Genomic DNA, 15,406 nt, shown 5'->3' with positions numbered 1-15,406 from the left:
TTACTTTTCGGCTATTGAGCGACAGCCATCAACCGATCACGTCTTCACCTCGACATGATCCAGCGCCTGATTCACCGCCAGCCCCGCGACCATCACCACTTGCGCGATGCCCAGCGCCGTTTTGCGGTGGCCGGGCTCGAGGATCGCGGCGAAGTTGCTGAGCATTTCGCTGGCGGAATCGAGGGACTCGCTGGCATTGGCCAGGAGGGATTCGCTGTTGTAGGCCGGGTTGGCCAGGAACATGGGGTCGTGCTTGGTGTGACTGCCCATGATGCGTTGTTGCGGGGTGAGGTAATGATCGAGGGCGCGTTCGGCGGCTTCGTTGAGGGTTCGGGAATCGGGGAATTGGTAGGGGGAAACCGGGTCGGTTTCGGGTGGGTTGGGTGTTGGTTTGATCATGGTGAAACTCCTAATTATTGATAAGGAGCCTTCACCCTCGCTACCAAACGAAGGGTGGCGGCCAATACGCGGGTTGGTAGACCGGTAACTAGGAACCCGGCGCACCCGAAGGTGCCCTGCGCATGGCCACCATTAAGCAAAGACCCGAAGAGGTCTGCGAACGATGTGCTATGCGACTAGTTAACTCGGGCTACCAAACCCGATCACTGTTTTTCAGTGACCCGGAAACGATAAAACCCGCGTCCCAGACGCACAAGCCGGCGGATTCTGGCGTAGTCGTAGGCAATGACGCAAGGTGATGTAGCCTTGAGGGCGTAACGGATGGTGTCTTTTAAACGTGGATTTTTGGAGGGTTAAACGGGTGGAGAAAAATGAGGGCGGATTCCGAAATAAACTCGCCCCCCTTTTCTTGCTGCGGTGCAAACTGGAAGAACTTCAGAAACGCGATTGCGACCAATTGAGTCCACTGGTTGAATCCACAACCCTGAGCAATCGTTCGATCTGAGCGAGAACAGCCTGAGCGCGTTGAGCAGCCCCGTTGCAGACCGTTCGACTGGATTGGTTTTCTGGAGTGTGATGATGGGTTTTTCAACGACATTGTGGGAGTGGTACGGTCAGGATGAGTACAAACGAGTGCTCGCCGTGTGCGAGGTAATCCCGGCCCTGCAATTTCTGGCACTTCCTGCGGATTCACAGCGGAACGCAATCCCGTACTGTCCGGCATGCGAAGCCTGGTCTGAAATGATACTGCCGTTAAACGACGCTCTTTCAAACTGCGGCAGCGCGTTGCCAACAGAGATCAAAACACGGCTACAGGCGACCTGGGAACTATGCAATGACCTGAGCGGGGCTGCATTTCACTGCGATGACTGGTTCATATTTGATCACGACGATTGGTCGCCGATCAGAACGGCTGCTGAAGAGAAAAACAAAAATGGGGACGGATTTATTTCTCACATTTTTGCAGAAAATAAATCCGTCCCCATTTTTGCAATGAAGGAGCTTAGCCGACACACAGGTTATCGTGACTCCAGTATGTTATCCATCAGGCTAAGTGTATAGGCTGGAAGTGAAGAGGCTAAAAACCCGGCATTAACCGGGCTTTTTCTATTGGTCGGACTTTACTCGGCGTTTTACAAAGTGACCGCAGATCTCAAATTCAAACTCCATATTTTTTGGTTTCGATTCGAAATCTTTAATTTTAGGCGGCGACGAGAGTGACTCTCGAGTTTTATATGTTTTCCTGTCATTGCGTATAATACGCATCAGAATTTCCTTAGAAATCTCTTGATTGCAGCGGTGGTCAATCCACCACATGACTCCTTTATCCTAGACCATTTCCCTGCTGTAGTCTTCTTTTGGGCGACGGACGTGCCAGTTCGGTCGATCTCCAGCAAGTATTCGTGGGTAGGCGTCACTTTGTGCCATCGACGTATGCCATCGTCGTTCTCATATACCCAATCGAGTGTTTTGTCGTCTATCTGAGCCAAATCATTCGCAACTTCAAGTGCCGAGTTATACCTTTCATTGCGTTCGACCTTCAGACAGTTTTCCACTATCGATTTCAGGCGTGAGGGTATGTGTTCAAGCGACAAACGGCGGGGGAATGCTTCAGTGAGAATCCCATCTTTTAACTCATCAAAGGAGCCAAAGGCTGCTATTTGGGCATTAAATTCTGCCTCTCCGACAATGAGTCTATAAATGGTCAATCCCAATTGGTAAATATCATACTGGCTGGTAAATTCAGTTTCGGTAAAATACTCAGGCGCCATGTGCTTCGTATACATCTGAGCAGGCGTGGCCATGTAATTTAGTCCCATTGCTTTTGCTAGCCCAAAATCTGAAACTAATGCCTCTAGCCTGTCTGAAAGTAAGATGTTATCGGGTTTGACATCAAAATGTATAAGACCTTTTGAATGTATATTATGAAGGCCGGAGCATATCTGAATCGAAAACCTGACTATTTCTCGCACGGTGAGGTTGTTGTTCTTTGAAAAATCTTTTAAAGAGCCATTCCTGTAAAACGGTAATGCCAGGTAAATGTTGCTCTCACACGCGCAAGCATATTGAATTTGAACAACGTGCGCATGGGCAGCCTTGTATAGCAATCTGGACTCCGCAAAAAAGGCATCGCTGTTTTCAAAGCTGCTTTGAGCCATTTCTTTAATAACTAATTCGGCATCAAGATATTTATCGTGTGCAAGGTAGGCTCTAGAATTTTTCCCGTCTTGACCGATCTCTTTTTTATACTCAAATTCGACTTCTGCGCGACTATATACGCCGTACATATCAGGCTCCTATAGCGCAAAGCGCCGCTTCGCGCTCTGTTTTAGACAGGTCACGCCAGTTTTCAAAGCCGTCTAGACTAGTCTCACCTTCAACTAATGGTTTGAATTGAGTTCGATCGATCCCGACTCTGGAAGAGATACTTGAAATTTGGCCGACATAGTAACTTTTCACATTGCTACTGGCGAATGCTTCTTGTATAACGCCTTCGATTTGGACTCGCTCAATGGAAATACTCTGCGCTGTAGGCTCTAAAATCCTTATACCAGCTTCCAGAACATCATATTCCCGAAGCACGTCGAGTAAATTTAGTCTGATATGCTTAAGCTGCTCAGGAACTCCAAGTGATTTAGGGATGTTTATTTTTCCTATATTCACTATCGTGTCGTTACTAGGGTCGAATACGCAATAAATTACTTCAGTCGGTGAGGCCCTTACTCCAATTTTCATAATCTGATCTCCCTTCAATTTTTAGTAATTATTTTTACAGCTCCAAAATCGCCTCACTGAAAAAGCGGTCATTTGTCTATAGCAGAAGATTACATAATGTACCAGTCCAGGCTAGGCAGATACCGAAACACTCTTTGGGGATTCCTTCACACCAGTTGATGATATGGGCTCAAAGACAGCGCCTATGCCGGCCCTGTGCTAGATAAACGTATGCTTTTGGCCAGAAGTGGCCAAGGGCCGAACGTCCGCTTCTGGCCGATAGCGGTCGCTTGTGAACGTCCGCATTTGGTCGTCTTTTACCTGTTACGAATCTTAGGTTTGGGGGGAAAGTCGACTCTCTCAACCGGCGTTTCTCGATCCAAAACAGCCACTTCCTAACTCGCTTCCTCCGTCCGATTATGCATCTGGTTGTTAGCCGGCCTCAGCGAAGATAAGCTCCAATCAGTACAGGGGGCGCGTTTAGATTTTTGGACGCGACCAAGGCCGTATAACCGGCCCCAGGGCTTTGTATATTCATTAGTGAGGGGTCATGAAATCACGTCTCACTTTCAAGAGTTTGTCGAATCGAGCACGGTGGGTTTTGTACCCAACATTAGTGCTTGGCATGCTCAATTTTTTTATCTTCGTAGCGATCAGCAAATACATTGGTGGCGATGCGCTCAACGGGTATATCCAAGCGGGAAAATATTTTGTTTGTGCTCATGGAAGCTGTGTCCAAGTATCGCCAGAAGTTTGGCAATACAGCTACTGGCATGCAGTGGCCGGATGGGGTGGCTGCTTGTTATGGTTCGCGGAGATCGCCCTCTTCGTTAACACAGGTGATATTACCATTGACTGGAATGCGCCCTAATCATTCATCCAAATGGACGGCTGGGCTTTAGCGTTGAACGCCCGTTTCTGGCCGAATAGCGACAATAGTACCAATCGATTGATCCACCCTAGTCCTCCACCATTCATTAAAAAGGGGACTGATTTATATTGCGAAAAATCAATCCCCCCTTTTTCTTCAACAGTTTTATCTCGCAAAACCAGGCCTATATAAATCTTCTTAGTCTAGCTTCCTGCCACGTCAAACAGCTAGAGTGGACAAAGCCTATCGGTACCGACCAAGTTCTTTTTCCGGCGCCCATATTCTGCCGTTCCAAGTAATGGGCGCAATCCTAGGACCGGCCTGCACAGCATAAGGATTTATGCGTACCTGATGACGAGCGTTAATAACTCTTGAATATCTCCTTAGCGTCCGATTGAACTCTTTCTGCAGCCAGATATATTTTTTTAAAACATGCTCATCACCGCCATCAAAATTCAAATTCATCGAGTATTTCTCCTTCCAACAGCAAAACTGATCAAGCCGTCGTAATTCCGGCCCAAAGCCACCAACCCGAACATCAAATTTGTTCAAAAAATATAAAATCGAGGCCTTCACTCTTAACAATGTATCAATCCAGCTTGAGTCAAAACCGGATTCATACCCAAATGGATAATTAATAAGGTATTTTTTTCCATCATCATCAACTCTAATTGCATGACCATTGAGAGGGAATCTCCCTACGTGCTCATACAACACTTCACAAACAACATCATCGACCAATACCCTGGGACTAGAAGCGCCCGCCTCTAGCTCCAATGCTCTTTGATAAGCGGTACCAAAAAGTATGGGGCCATGATGATAAATCTTTCCGTAGGTTATGCCCCCTCTCATATAAATACCTGCGCAGGCACCTTGAATAGAAAACTTGGTCACTTTATTGCAGAGAGCTTTAAATCCATCAAAGCTACCTTCAGCTGAAATTATGATGCAATCTGATATATAGTTTAATCTTGGATCGCCTAGCTCCTTTACTAAACAACCATCAGAAGTCAACTCATAGACATTCAGATCATGATGCCCATTTGACTCTTTGGACTCCTCATGTAAGAACTCTAAAGCCCATGCAACCCTTTCGTAATCTTTTCCATCCTCGTTCTCAGCCTCTATTTTATTTACCAAACCCTTAAAGCCTAAAATATCCAAGAATGCCACAAATCGCGTTTCGATCCCTTTCTTCATCACTTCCATAGACCCTGCTCCAATATTAATAATTTTGTTCGAGCTATTCATATGCAGTGGAGATTTTTTTTGCAATAGTAAAAACCACTGAGCCTTAAAATATCACCAGATTAAAAAATCATGAAATCTCACGTAAGCGAAACGACTAGCTAGCTAGCTTGCTTCGTTTCGTGCAATTCGCGCAGGGCCCCTCTTGGCCGACTCCTGCCGATCACTACGTGCACAAATCGACTATTTTTAGTCTCGCGTGCCAGATCCAACGGACAGCGAGAGTTCAGGTCTATATGAGGCACGAACAACCTTAGAGGCGTGAAAAATAGCAGTGTATCGGCTGAAACATCGCGTTAGTTCGATGTACTCACCAATCTAACGTTGCTCAACAGCCCCGCTTGGTGACACTCGGACGGGCAGCAAAGCGTTTGCAACAGGCCGCGTCCGATTGGTTTTGATCCTCATTGGATTGCGCATCGCGCCAGGTAGGCTCAGGATCAATTGATATCAGGTGGCGATCTGTCGCAATTGCTTGCTGATCGCGCGGCTGTCCCCGAAGGCCGCTTTGCCCCAGTGATGACAGCCATGTAGTGAATACTGGTATACGCTCCGCATCATGAATGTATCCAAAGCCCTGTTGCCCCTGAATAAGCCATGGAAACTGATCGGCAAATCCAAAGAGGTCAGGTAGAGGATTGGCTGCGCCAAAATACCAAAAGTGATTCTCGCCTTGCGCCAGATAAACACGGCGGCCCTGATCCTGCCGAAAGGACTCCACGCTATTGTGCTCAGCCGATGGCAAACGCAACCATCGACCATTCTCGCGAAAGTACATGTTGTCGCCGTACTGTTGCTCGATACTGCCGTAGGGATTGGGATGCTTCTCAGGGAATTGGCTGAAGTATTCGTCCATACCAAGCACCTTCGTCAGTTGCATGGCATATACCAGCCGATGACCAGTCGCCTTTGACGTATGACCAACAATCCAATCTCCCGGCAGCAGATTTGCGTTCATATGGTTAGGCGTGCAAAGCGCCAGCGAACATACGCCGAAGAACGGGTTGGGGGCCAAACCTGAGTCATTCGTTATTACATACTTGAGTAATTTCATGCGCAGGCTCTTTTTGAGTTTTGAGTCGACGTTGATTCCTAGACGCGTTCAATTGTCTTTCTTTTGCCAATTTCTGCCAGTGCTAAATCACAGAATGGGTAGGAAGCTACTGGCTCGACCGGCAGCTTTTGGCCGATAGCGAACATTCATGAGCAGCCGAAACCGACCCTCCATAAAACACTCACCCCTCACCAACCCGCCCCCCAACCCACGCCCTACCATACCCAACCACCTTCCCCGCCAACCCCAGCGGAAAATGAATCACCCCATGCGCCGTCTCCGGCAGCAGATGCACCTCCACCTCCGCCGCCCTACCCCAACGCTCAGCCAACTCCAGCGTGTCATCCCTGAGCGGATCCAGCTCCGCCGCGAACATCAACGCCGGCGGGAACCCGGTGAAGTCGCCGTACAGCGGAGACAACGGCGGTTGCCGGCGTTCTTCATCGCTCAATCCCGGCGTGAGCATTTGCAGCGCTTCAACCATCCCCGGCCCATCCAGCAGCAAGGTCTCGGGCCCGGCGTTGCGTACGCTGGGGGTTCCGGTCAGGTCGTAGACGCCGTAGTACAGCAGCGCACCGCGCACCCGTTCGAGCAAGTCCGGCCACTGTTTGAGTTGCAGCAGGGTCGCGGCGGCGAGGTGGCCGCCGGCGGATTCGCCTACGACGATGACGGGGAGGTTCGCAAATTCGTGGCAGTCATCGCTCAGCAGCCAGCGGGCCGCGGTGAGGCAGTCTTGCATGACGCCTTCGATCGGCGTCGAGACCACCAGCCGATAATCGACCGAGACCACTGCCACATCGCAGGCTTTCACCATGCCGATGTTGAGGTGATCGTTCATCTGCGCGTTGCCGATGACCCAGCCGCCGCCATGAAAATCCAGCACCACGCCTTTGGCTTTTGTCTTTGGCCGAATGATCCGCACCGGCACTGAAGCACCGTCGACACCCACCACTTTGCGTTCGGCCTCGAGCCCGTGCTTGCGCAACTTTTTCGCGCCGCCCAATTGGCTGAGGCGCAGCAGCAACTGAATCACTCGCGGCGTGATGCGATTGCGGATGCGAAAGCGCGGCAGCCGGGCGAGTTTCTTGTTGAAGGCGCGCAATTGCGCCAACTCGTTTTCGTCGGCGGGCCAGTCCATTGATGTTTTCATTTCGTCCTTTTTATTCGCGGTTGTTACGCAGAATGGAGAAGTTCAACGCCGCCGCGACGCACAGCCATGCCAGGTAAGGGAACAGGATCAAACCGGTAATCACGTCCAGGCGCAAGGCCAACACCACCATCGCGGCGACCACCAGCCACAGCAGCGTGATGATCAGCATGCCGGCGAAGATACGATGGGCGCCGAAGAATACCGGCGTCCACAAGGTGTTCAATGCAATTTGCGCTGCCCACAAGGCGAGGACCGTTTCGCTGCCGGGCGTCAGGGTCAGACGATAACCAACCCACGCGAGCAACAGGTAGATCGTTGTCCAGGCAACAGGAAATACCCAATTGGGCGGTGTGAAGCGTGGTTTGACCAGCGATTGGTACCATGGGCCCGGCTGGAAAATCATCCCGGTGCTCGCTGCCGCACCGCAGGCCAACAGGAAAATTAGAAAGGTCATCGTCTGTCCTTGGCTGATATCAGCGCGTTGGGTCTGTTCCTGCTTGGATGCCCGGAGCCATGCAAAAAGTTCATCGGGCGTTATCTCGCATCGCTGATAGGAATAGGCAATGCTCAAAGACAAACCGACATAGGTGGGCGTTTCTACGATGGATACCATGAGCTGAAACCCCAATCACCGGAGCCCGTCATGACCACCACCAAGACCCTTTTCATTACCGGCGTCAGCAGCGGCTTCGGCCATGCGCTGGCCAGGGAAGCGCTCGCGGCCGGCCACCGCGTTATTGGCACCGTGCGTAAGGAAGCCGACTTGCACGCCTTTCAATCACTCTCCGTGGATAACGCTTACGGGGTGATGCTGGATGTCACGGACTTCGATCGGATCGACGGCATCATTGCCGAAGTTGAGGCGACTCATGGCCCGGTCGATGTGTTGATCAACAACGCCGGTTACGGTCACGAAGGCATCTTCGAAGAGTCGCCGCTCGAAGAGATGCGCCGCCAGTTCGACGTGAACGTGTTCGGTGCGGTCGCGGTGATCAAGGCGCTCCTGCCCTTCTTTCGCAAGCGGCGGGCGGGCCACATTATCAATATCACCTCGATGGGCGGCACGATCACGATGCCGGGCATCGCGTACTACTGCGGCAGCAAGTTTGCGCTCGAAGGCATCTCCGATACGCTGAGCAAGGAACTGGCGCCCTTTAATATTTCCGTGACCGCCGTCGCGCCGGGTTCATTTCGAACCGACTGGGCCGGTCGCTCGATGCAGCGCACGCCGCGCAGCATTGCCGACTACGACGCCAGTTTCGATCCGGTGCGCAAGGCCCGCGAAGAAAAGAGCGGCAAGCAACTCGGCGATCCGCAAAAAGCGGCCCGGGCGATGTTGCAGATCATCGCCAGCCCGACACCACCGGCGCACCTGCTCCTGGGCAGTGACGCGTTGCGCCTGGTGCGTGAAAAGCTCGAACACGCCGCCAGCGAGATCGATCAGTGGGAAGCGTTGACTCGCTCCACCGACCATTGAGTGGCCAATAGAGAGAGCGCAATGAAGCAGGTCGACGCAGGCACCTCGCGCATGGTGCAGCTCATGGAAACCCTCGCACCGGTCGAGGGTTATAACCTCAGTGCACTTGAAGGCGTGCGTTTCCTGCGCTCGAACCGGCCGCTGACCCGCACGCCGGTGCTGTACGACCCGGGCATCGTGATTCTCTGTCAGGGCCAGAAGCGCGGTTATCTGGGCGATGACATCTACGTCTACGACGCCCAGCATTATCTGGTGGTATCCGTGCCGATCCCCTTCACCATGGAAACCGATGCCACCGAGGCCGAACCGATGCTCGCGATCTACATGCACCTCGACTTCCAGTTGGCCAGCGAGTTGATGCAGCAAGTGGATGACCTGCACGGCCCAAGCGACTCGCAGCCCAAGGGCATGTACGCCTCACCGATGGACGACAAGCTCCGCGCTTCGACGTTGCGTTTTCTCGAAGCGATGAGCATTCCCGGGGACGCGCAGATTCTGGGGCCATCGCTGCTGCGGGAAATCTACTACCGCATTCTGACGGGCGAACAAGGCGGATCGATGCGTGCCGCGCTCAATCGACAGGGGCATTTCGGCAAGGTGACCCGGGCGATCCGCAAGATCCACAGCTGCTATCAGGAGCGCCTGGACGTCGAGCAACTCGCCCACGAAGCCAGCATGAGCGTGCCGAATTTTCACCTGCACTTTCGCGGCGTGACGGACACCTCACCCATGCAATATCTGAAGTCGACACGTCTGCACCAGGCGCGACTGCTGATGCTGCGCAATGCCATGACCGCTTCGGCAGCGGCGTTCAACGTGGGTTATGAAAGCGCCTCGCAATTCAGTCGCGAGTTCAAACGCTTCTTTGGCAGAACACCGCAGGCGGAGATAGAGTGGATGAAGGCAACGTACGCCTTGCCTGCGCCGACTACGCCCTCGGAGTATGTTTCGTCGCACTAACTGGCAGGCAGGTTTTCCACGCTTGCCAGCAACTGAAGAAAACGCGCCTTGAGTACATCGTCCGCCAGCCTTGCGCTGGCGTATTCCCGCAAGCGCTCCAGCTCCCCGCTCGCGACTGCAAAGCCCTGCTGACCTTTCAGTTGCTGCGCGTAGTCACCCAGCACGGCGGACGTTGCGTTGCACAGTTCAAGGGATGCCAGCCAGGCCTCGCCCTGGGACTGACCGTGAGTCAACTCCACTTGTAACGCATCGATTGCCATGGCGATGGTGCGGAGTCGCACCAGCAATTCCTGCATGCGAAAAACCAGCACTTCCTGATGACTCTCGGCGACTTGCCAACCGGGTTCCAGTGCCACCCGGGCCACCATCGCCTGGCAATCGGCCAACTCACTCCACACCCGCAAATCACGGGGGGCATCGTCAGCTGTTCGTCTGGTTTTCAGCGAATCCGCGAGCCGGCCAACCAGCGTAGCCAATCGCTGACGCAGCGTTTCACCCTCTGCCTCGGGCCACAGGAAAGCGTGAATCAATAGGGAAATCCCGACACCCAAAAGCACACCGATGATGCGATCACGAATCTCCGTCAGATTGGTGCTGGGCTCAAACTGCTCCAGCAACGCCAACGCAAAGGTGAACACGATCTGCACGCCGGCATAGCTGATTCGCTCGGAGCCGGCGGCGATCCAGGAACCGAGCGCGATCACCGGCAACGACATGAACAGCAGGCCGACGATTCCGTCGATGTGCGGAACCACCAGAATCACCATCGCCAATGCCAAAGCGCTGCCCACCAGCGCACCACCGACACGCAACGTCGCGCGCATCCCGGTGGCGCCGAGGCTGGGTTGAGCGACGATCAGGCAGGTCAGCATGATGGTGTGGATGCCTTGCCAGTCGGTGCCCATGTAGAACAGGTAACACAGCGACGCGGCCAGCAGCGTCTTGACGGCAAACTGCGTGTACACCGGGTTTTCAAAGGCATCCGGCACCCACATCGGCGGCCCCTTCGCCTTGGTTTCCGGGATGCTGTCTGCCGCCTGCACATTGAGAAAAGACAACAACTCCAGGCGCATTTCTTCGTAAACGCCGGGCAGACCGGTCGTATCGATCTGATCAAGTGCAGACAATCCCTCAGGCACCTGGCCCGTCTCCAGAGAAGCCCCCAGATCCAGCACGGCCTGACGCAACAACTCGGTGGCCCGGGCATTGGCTGTGGGCGGCGGCAGTTGAGCGGCCAGCGTCAACAGCCGGGAAATACTGCTGATGCGCGCCAGATGCGCAGCCTGCTGACTTCGAAAATCGGCGTCGCGCATGCAGGCGAACCGCAACAATTGTTGCGAGGCCAACACGCTGCGCTGAATCGCGGCGGCACCCAACGCCGCCCCGCTCTGCTCGCCGCTCAGACACCGGGCAACCGTGAGCACCTGGGAGCGCAGATGATTCTGCAATTGCCTGACAGGCTCCGCCGGCAACAGCAACGTGTTGACCAAAAGCGTCAGGCCGATGGCGTAACTGACCGCCACCCACACCCAGAGCACCAGACGCAAAACCGCCTCGGCCTGATCGGTCAGGTCGACGAAGGTCTGGGCATAGATCACCACAATGCCGACCACGAAAAACACCACGCCGATCCGGGTCACCCGGATCAGATACGCACTGCAGAAAAACAGCACGCTCGCGCCGAGAATTCTCAGCAGCGGGTATCCGTAGGTGAACTTCAGAAGCAGGATGGTCAAGCCGATGGCCAGCGTCGCGCCGACCAGAAACAGCATCCCGACCATGCGAGTCAGCACCACGTTGGTCTGCGTCACGTAGAAGACCACGATCAGCGATAGCGCCAGCAACGGCACCTGCAGGGTCATCGAAATGATGATCACCAGCGCACTGCCCAGCAGCGTGCGCAGCAACAGGTTCATACGACCGGGATAGGGTTGAAGCTCATCGACCAGAAACCGGTACAGGCGCTCCAGACCGCCCCGGTTCCAGTCTTCCGCCGAGGGTTTCATTGACCGGTCTTGGCCGGTTCGTCAGGGCGCAGCACCGCGACGGCCGAGGCGCCGATGCGGAACAGCTCCGGGTCGGGATCCTGCACGGAGATTTTCACCGGAAAACGTTGCGAAACCCTGACCCAGTTGATGGTGCGCTGGACACGCGGCAGCCCTTCGATGACGGTCCCGCCGTCATCCGGCAACACACCGAAACTGAGCGAGTCGACCCGCCCCTGAAAGCGCTTGCCGGTGTCGCCCAACAGATAAAGCGTGGCGGACGTGCCAGCCTTGATGCCTTTCAGATCGGTCTCGCGAAAGTTCGCCACCACGTACCAGTGGCGCGTATCGATCAGTGTGAAGATCGGTTTGTAGGCCGAGGCGAACTGGCCGACGGTGGTGCGCAGGGACGCGATTCGTCCGTCGAAAGGTGCGCGTACTTCGGTGAACTCCAGGCTCAGTTCGGCCAGAGAAATCTGCGCTTCGACCTCGGCCCGCTGCGCCACCAGCGCATCCACGCCACTGACGGCAGCCCCGGCCCGTTGCGCCTGCAATCGGGAGGCGTTGAGTTCGGCAGCCGTCGAACGCTGGGCCGTTCGCGCCTGATCCACGGCCTCCACGGACACGTAGCCCTTGGCGAGCAACTTCTCCAGACGTTGAAGGGTGTCGTTGGACTGCGTGGCCTGCGCCCTCGCCCGCTCGACCGATGCCACGGCCGATGCGGCCTCGTATTGCTGGGCATTCACGCTGCGCTGGGTCAAACCGATCTGGTGATTGAGGGTCACCAGCCGCGCCTTGGCCTGATCCAGCGCGTCCTGATAGGGACGCGCGTCGATGCGGATCAACAGATCGCCCTGCTTGACCAACTGGTTGTCGCGCACCGGCATCTCGACGATCCGGCCGTTCACTTCCGGAACGACATCGATGGTGTCGGCATACACGTAGGCATCATCGGTACTGGGCCGGGTTTCGGTTTGCCAGAGCACGTAACCCAGCAGCAGGAACGCCGCCAGCACGATCAGCAGCGCCGGCACACGGCTTGAATGCGGTTTTGCGTCGGGTTTATTCATGGCGGGCATTCATCCGTGGAAGACGACGAGCCACAACAGCATCGCCAGGAGCCCGGTCAGTGCCGGGTAACTCAGTGCCAGAGGAGAAATGCGTTCGCGCAGCGAATATCTGCCCAGTATCACGTGGATCGTCGTGGTCGCCACAACGCCGCCGACAATGCAGAACAGCCAGTCGGGAAAAGCCGCACCGAACAGTACAAGCGAGGGGGAAGTGGAGCATCCACTGAGCAGTAGAACGACAGGTATCAGTGCCAGCCTGACGGAATCGAATGAAGGCATGTCTACCTCCGCGAGTGACGACTGACGCAAACCGGAACCTCTGGGCAAGGAATTGACCTGCGCACCTTACCGATCCGAAGACGGCCCCGATATTGGAAAAAAACATAACTTCGTTGTGACAGTAAACAACCGCAAATCCGGGCTGAAAGCGTTGTTGAACTGGCCTGGTGAACGTAAGAGTATAGAGCGCGCACAGACACTCGCCGGCGAGTGAAACCGACACTTCCAGGCGCAAAAAGGTGAACGCAATGACGCCCATTCCCACCCTCAGCGCTCGACTTGCAACGATCACCCGCGAGTTTGCGAACACCCCTTCCCTGCTCACCGCGAAGATCAACCGCCAGCTCAACGGGATGGCAGGCTACAAGGACCTCACGCCCGAAGCCCGCAAGGATCTGGAAAACTCCCTGAGCTACACCGCGCGCCTGTGGTGCGAAACGCTGCTGACCGGCGAGGGTCTGTCGCAGGACACTCGCCGTACGCTGAAGGAGATCGGTTGCCGGCGCGTCCATCAGGGTGTGCCCCTGCAATCGCTGATGCGCGGGTTCAGTCTTGGAGTGCGTGAAATCTGGAGCGGCTATCTGGAACTTGCCAGAGACGACGATGCGTTGAGCAAAGAATTGTTGTTGCAGATTTCCGGCTACATGTTCGACTTCTTCGACGACATTGCCGAAGAAGTGGTCCAGGCGTATCTGGAAGAACAGATTCAGAAAGTCCGCTGGCGGGAACATCTGCACCAGCGGCTTTATCACTTCCTGCTGCACTCGCCGCACGATATCGAGGGATTCGAAGACACCCTGTCGGCACTCGGCCTGGACGCCAGCACGCCCCGGGTGGCACTTGCACTGGAACTGCCCTTGCGCCCGGTCCAGCCGTTGCAGCGCGAGGACGAATTCGACCGCATGACCCTGCAGGTTGCCCGGCACCTGAAGATTCCCGTCAAGGAGCTGATCCGCGTCTGGTACCGCGACAGACTGGTGATCTGGCTGCCGGGCATCAAAGGCGAAACCCTCACGCAATGCGATCAGCGCATGAGCGACAGCGCCGCGTCACTGCCGGCGTTGCTGCCGTCGTTGCGGGGTATCGGCATCGGTCTGTTGAATCAGGGGATCGCCGGCTGGATTGGCACGGCGGAGGAAGCGATCAAGGCCATCGACCTGTTCCCTTTCGACGGGGCCGAAGCACGTGTCCGACGCTATTCAAGCGTGCTGATCGAAGACAGCGTGCGCAGCCACGACAACACCCTCAGGTACCTGATGTCGCTCATCGAGCAGCTCAGCCATGAACCCGACCTGCTGCTGACACTGGAAGCGTTTTTCTCGAGCGGCCGTCACCGCGCCCAGACCGCCAAGACCCTCGGCATCCACCCGAACACCCTCAATTACCGGACAGGACGCATCGAGAATCTGTTGGGCGCGGATCTGAATGACATCAACTGGGTGAGCCGGCTCGACACGGCCCTGAAACTGCGTCGGCATTCGATCAGCAAGGGACAGGAAAGCTAAAAGCTCAGGCGTCCAACAATCGCTTCGTGGTCGTCATCGCCGTGTCCAGCGACTGCCCGGTCCGTTGCAACTTATTCAACAGACTGGCCCCCAGCCAAAGCTGATACAGGGTTTCCGCCAGCTGCCGGGCATCGCCGTCGGGCAGGCATTGATCGGCCTGGCCCTGCTCGATGCAAGTGGTGATGCGTGCCACCACTCGCTCGGCGCCATCGCGCAAAGTCAGGCGCATGGCTTCGGACAGATCGGCCACCTCGGCACTGAGCTTCACCACCAGACACTCGTCGCCGTGCCCTTCCAGCGTGCAGCGATCCTGCCAGCCCTGCCAGTAGTCCATCAGCCGCTCGCGGGCATTCAGGTCGGGCAGCGTCAGGCGTCGTTCCATGTCGGCGAGGTAACAGACAAAGTAATCCTCGAGCAGCGCCTGACCGTACAGTTCCTTGGATTTGAAGTAGTGATAGAACGAGCCCTTGGGCACGCCGGCGGTTTGCAGGATCTCGTTCAGGCCGACACTGGTGAAGCCTTTCTCGGCCATCATCCGGTGGCCGGTGTCGAGCAGGTGTTGGCGGGTGTCGTCGTAGGTCGGTTTCATCGGGGCGCAGATTACCAGGCAATAGACCAGTCGTTTAACTCGAAGGAACGGGAGTTTGCCACACCGGTCCATGAAAAACATGCGGATAAAAAATTACTAGACGA

16 protein-coding genes are annotated in these 15,406 nt (G+C 55.2%); 5 read left to right on the top strand and 11 right to left on the bottom strand.

The features are described 5' to 3' along the window. Nucleotides 1-36 precede the first annotated feature (36 nt). Nucleotides 37-399, bottom strand: a complete 363-nt coding sequence (locus tag AC07NR_RS20665; RefSeq protein WP_102621811.1) for a DUF6124 family protein — start codon at nucleotides 397-399, stop codon at nucleotides 37-39. A gap of 579 nt (nucleotides 400-978) precedes the next feature. Here AC07NR_RS20665 and AC07NR_RS20660 point away from each other — a divergent pair. Beyond that, nucleotides 979-1,461: a hypothetical protein gene (locus tag AC07NR_RS20660; RefSeq protein ID WP_495079320.1), complete on the top strand. Its 483-nt coding sequence runs from the start codon at nucleotides 979-981 to the stop codon at nucleotides 1,459-1,461. Nucleotides 1,462-1,664: 203 nt separating this feature from the next. On the opposite strand, the gene AC07NR_RS20655 is transcribed toward AC07NR_RS20660, so the two are convergent. After that, nucleotides 1,665-2,687, bottom strand: a complete 1,023-nt coding sequence (locus AC07NR_RS20655; protein ID WP_495079319.1) for a serine/threonine-protein kinase — start codon at nucleotides 2,685-2,687, stop codon at nucleotides 1,665-1,667. A 1-nt stretch (nucleotide 2,688) separates the two neighbouring features. Further along, entirely contained in the window at nucleotides 2,689-3,135 is a 447-nt protein-coding gene (locus tag AC07NR_RS20650) for a hypothetical protein (protein WP_495079318.1), read from the bottom strand. A 529-nt stretch (nucleotides 3,136-3,664) separates the two neighbouring features. On the opposite strand from AC07NR_RS20650, the gene AC07NR_RS20645 reads away from it, so the two are divergent. After that, entirely contained in the window at nucleotides 3,665-3,985 is a 321-nt protein-coding gene (locus tag AC07NR_RS20645; protein WP_495079317.1) for a hypothetical protein, read from the top strand. 243 nt (nucleotides 3,986-4,228) lie between these two features. On the opposite strand, the gene AC07NR_RS20640 is transcribed toward AC07NR_RS20645, so the two are convergent. The 4 genes from AC07NR_RS20640 to tspO form a co-directional block, all read right to left on the bottom strand. After that, entirely contained in the window at nucleotides 4,229-5,194 is a 966-nt protein-coding gene (locus tag AC07NR_RS20640; RefSeq protein ID WP_495079316.1) for a hypothetical protein, read from the bottom strand. A gap of 367 nt (nucleotides 5,195-5,561) precedes the next feature. Further along, on the bottom strand, nucleotides 5,562-6,287 hold the full coding sequence (locus tag AC07NR_RS20635) for an Nmad2 family putative nucleotide modification protein (protein WP_495079315.1): 726 nt from the start codon (nucleotides 6,285-6,287) through the stop codon (nucleotides 5,562-5,564). Between the two features lie 181 nt (nucleotides 6,288-6,468). After that, the gene (locus tag AC07NR_RS20630) at nucleotides 6,469-7,437 is read right to left on the bottom strand and encodes an alpha/beta hydrolase (protein WP_495079314.1); all 969 of its coding nucleotides are present in this window, start codon (nucleotides 7,435-7,437) and stop codon (nucleotides 6,469-6,471) included. Between the two features lie 10 nt (nucleotides 7,438-7,447). After that, nucleotides 7,448-7,891 (bottom strand): tryptophan-rich sensory protein TspO, encoded by a 444-nt coding sequence (gene tspO / locus AC07NR_RS20625; protein ID WP_085708550.1) that lies wholly within the window; start codon nucleotides 7,889-7,891, stop codon nucleotides 7,448-7,450. A gap of 189 nt (nucleotides 7,892-8,080) precedes the next feature. Here tspO and AC07NR_RS20620 point away from each other — a divergent pair, with 189 nt between their 5' ends. Beyond that, the gene (locus tag AC07NR_RS20620; RefSeq protein WP_495079313.1) at nucleotides 8,081-8,914 is read left to right on the top strand and encodes an oxidoreductase; all 834 of its coding nucleotides are present in this window, start codon (nucleotides 8,081-8,083) and stop codon (nucleotides 8,912-8,914) included. A 21-nt stretch (nucleotides 8,915-8,935) separates the two neighbouring features. Continuing rightward, nucleotides 8,936-9,874 carry an AraC family transcriptional regulator gene (locus tag AC07NR_RS20615; RefSeq protein WP_495079312.1) on the top strand — a complete coding sequence of 313 codons (939 nt, stop codon included), beginning with the start codon at nucleotides 8,936-8,938 and terminating at the stop codon, nucleotides 9,872-9,874. Here AC07NR_RS20615 and AC07NR_RS20610 read toward each other — a convergent pair. Genes AC07NR_RS20610 through AC07NR_RS20600 form a run of 3 tightly spaced genes read right to left on the bottom strand, consistent with a single transcriptional unit; the run spans nucleotide 9,871 to nucleotide 13,208 of the window. Continuing rightward, on the bottom strand, nucleotides 9,871-11,880 hold the full coding sequence (locus tag AC07NR_RS20610; RefSeq protein WP_495079311.1) for an FUSC family protein: 2,010 nt from the start codon (nucleotides 11,878-11,880) through the stop codon (nucleotides 9,871-9,873). The two genes, AC07NR_RS20615 and AC07NR_RS20610, sit on opposite strands and share 4 nt — an antisense overlap. Continuing rightward, complete coding sequence (gene mdtN / locus AC07NR_RS20605; RefSeq protein ID WP_495079310.1) at nucleotides 11,877-12,929, bottom strand: multidrug transporter subunit MdtN; 1,053 nt, start codon at nucleotides 12,927-12,929, stop codon at nucleotides 11,877-11,879. The genes AC07NR_RS20610 and mdtN overlap by 4 nt, the downstream gene beginning before the upstream one ends. 9 nt (nucleotides 12,930-12,938) lie before the next feature. After that, complete coding sequence (locus AC07NR_RS20600; RefSeq protein ID WP_248739015.1) at nucleotides 12,939-13,208, bottom strand: YtcA family lipoprotein; 270 nt, start codon at nucleotides 13,206-13,208, stop codon at nucleotides 12,939-12,941. Between the two features lie 248 nt (nucleotides 13,209-13,456). On the opposite strand from AC07NR_RS20600, the gene AC07NR_RS20595 reads away from it, so the two are divergent. Continuing rightward, the gene (locus AC07NR_RS20595) at nucleotides 13,457-14,713 is read left to right on the top strand and encodes a PucR family transcriptional regulator (RefSeq protein WP_495079309.1); all 1,257 of its coding nucleotides are present in this window, start codon (nucleotides 13,457-13,459) and stop codon (nucleotides 14,711-14,713) included. 4 nt (nucleotides 14,714-14,717) lie between these two features. On the opposite strand, the gene curR is transcribed toward AC07NR_RS20595, so the two are convergent. After that, nucleotides 14,718-15,302 carry a TetR family transcriptional repressor CurR gene (curR, locus tag AC07NR_RS20590; RefSeq protein ID WP_423205418.1) on the bottom strand — a complete coding sequence of 195 codons (585 nt, stop codon included), beginning with the start codon at nucleotides 15,300-15,302 and terminating at the stop codon, nucleotides 14,718-14,720. Nucleotides 15,303-15,406: the final 104 nt, after the last annotated feature.

The organism is Pseudomonas sp. GW821-FHT09C09, assembly GCF_059418105.1.
The sequence above is the reverse complement of the archived record's forward strand: the minus strand, read 5'-3'. Positions and strand labels throughout refer to the sequence as shown.